We start from the raw sequence: 1,684 nt of genomic DNA on the forward strand, positions 1-1,684 counted from the left end.
TGGGCAGATTGAGATGGCCTGTCACCTCAAACGCCATCGGCATGTTGTATTCTGGTGAACCACCCTGCAGGTTATCGATAAACCAAAGGCGCTGCTGGGAGAAGGATACCGGTACCTTATCGCTATCACGGCTAACCGCTAACAGCGGCGGGCGTACAACACTCTGTGAGCCACGACTGATTAATTCGGCCAAATCCTGTAAACGGGGATTATCAAAGATATTTTGAACCGATATCTCCACTCCCCTGCGGCGACGAATTTCTGATACTAGGCGAATACATAGCAGGGAATGACCACCAGACTCAAAAAAATTGGCAGTACGACTGACTAACTCAACAGGAAGATCTAACAAACCCGCCCAGATTTCGGCAAGTATCTTCTCTGATTCAGTATCCAACGCCACATATTCTCTCTGCTGGCCACTGCCGTCCGGCGCCGGCAGTGCCCGTCTGTCCACCTTGCCATTGGGGGTTAACGGCCATTCTTCCACAATCGTGATATACGCAGGTATCATGTAGTCCGGTAACTGTGTGGCCAATGCCGATTTTATAGACGCAATATAATCTGGGTATTCTGAAGTAGTTATCGTACTTTTTGGCTTGACATAGCTCACTAGCTGCTGACTACCTGCCGTCACCAGCGCAGAATCCACCAGTTCCAATTGCCCAAGTCGTGCCTCGATCTCTCCGAGCTCTATCCTAAAGCCTCGAATTTTTACTTGATCATCACTACGTCCTAAAAATTCTAAATTGCCATCTGGTAGATATCGCACCAGGTCACCGGTACGGTATAAAAGCGCTGAACTGCCTGCTTTACCTGCCACATGAAACGGGTTCGCGATAAAGCGTTCTTCTGTCAGCTCAGGACGATTCAGATAACCTCGTGCCAACCCGGCCCCCCCAACATATAGTTCACCAGGCACGCCTACTGCCACCAACTCATTGTGTTGTGAGAGAATATATAAAGAAGCATTAGGCATTGGCCTACCGATGGGCAAACTCAATCCGACACTTCTGTCGATTTTTTTTACCAAGTAGCTTGCACAACCAATGGTTGATTCGGAAGGGCCGTAATGATTGACCAATAAAAGGTTGGGAAAATGATCAGATAGTTGTTTAGCCAATTGATCATCAAATGTTTCGCCGCCAACAACAAATACATGTCTGGTTCGAGATATACGACCGCTTAATTGATTTATCAGTAAATGTGCGTGTGAAGGTGTCATTCTTATAAGGCGCGGAGAATCATTTAGCAATATTTCTCCTACACTTTCACTCATAATTGGATGATGAATGGCTAACTCAACAAACTTGCCGTTTAATAAGGGAAGATAAAGGCTAGGTAACGTTAAATCAAAGCTAAGGGAAGTGAATAGTAAGGAGCCCTCTAACTGCTCTTCAAAATAATTACTATAATTACCCAGCATATAATCCGTGAGGTTGTCATGCTGGATCATGACTCCTTTAGGCTTCCCCGTAGACCCGGAGGTGTAAATCACATAAGCCAGATGGGAAGGTGTTAAACCGGTACCTATTACATTCAGGTTTTCTGTGCTGTAGTCAGAATAGGTGTGTCTATTGCTTTGAGCCAATCCGTCCAACTCTAATACATGGCCATTGAACTCCGCCAAGACACTTTTCATATGACCAAGACTTAAAACTACACCTAACTCAGCATCCTCTAA

At 45.6% G+C, this 1,684-nt stretch carries 1 protein-coding gene; it reads right to left on the reverse strand.

The features are described 5' to 3' along the window. Window positions 1-1,684 (reverse strand): non-ribosomal peptide synthetase (locus IG627_RS20560; RefSeq protein ID WP_193195170.1); only part of this gene is annotated, 1,684 nt, incomplete at both ends.

Source organism: Microbulbifer taiwanensis (genome assembly GCF_014904815.1).
In the GTDB taxonomy this organism is placed as follows: domain Bacteria; phylum Pseudomonadota; class Gammaproteobacteria; order Pseudomonadales; family Cellvibrionaceae; genus Microbulbifer; species Microbulbifer taiwanensis.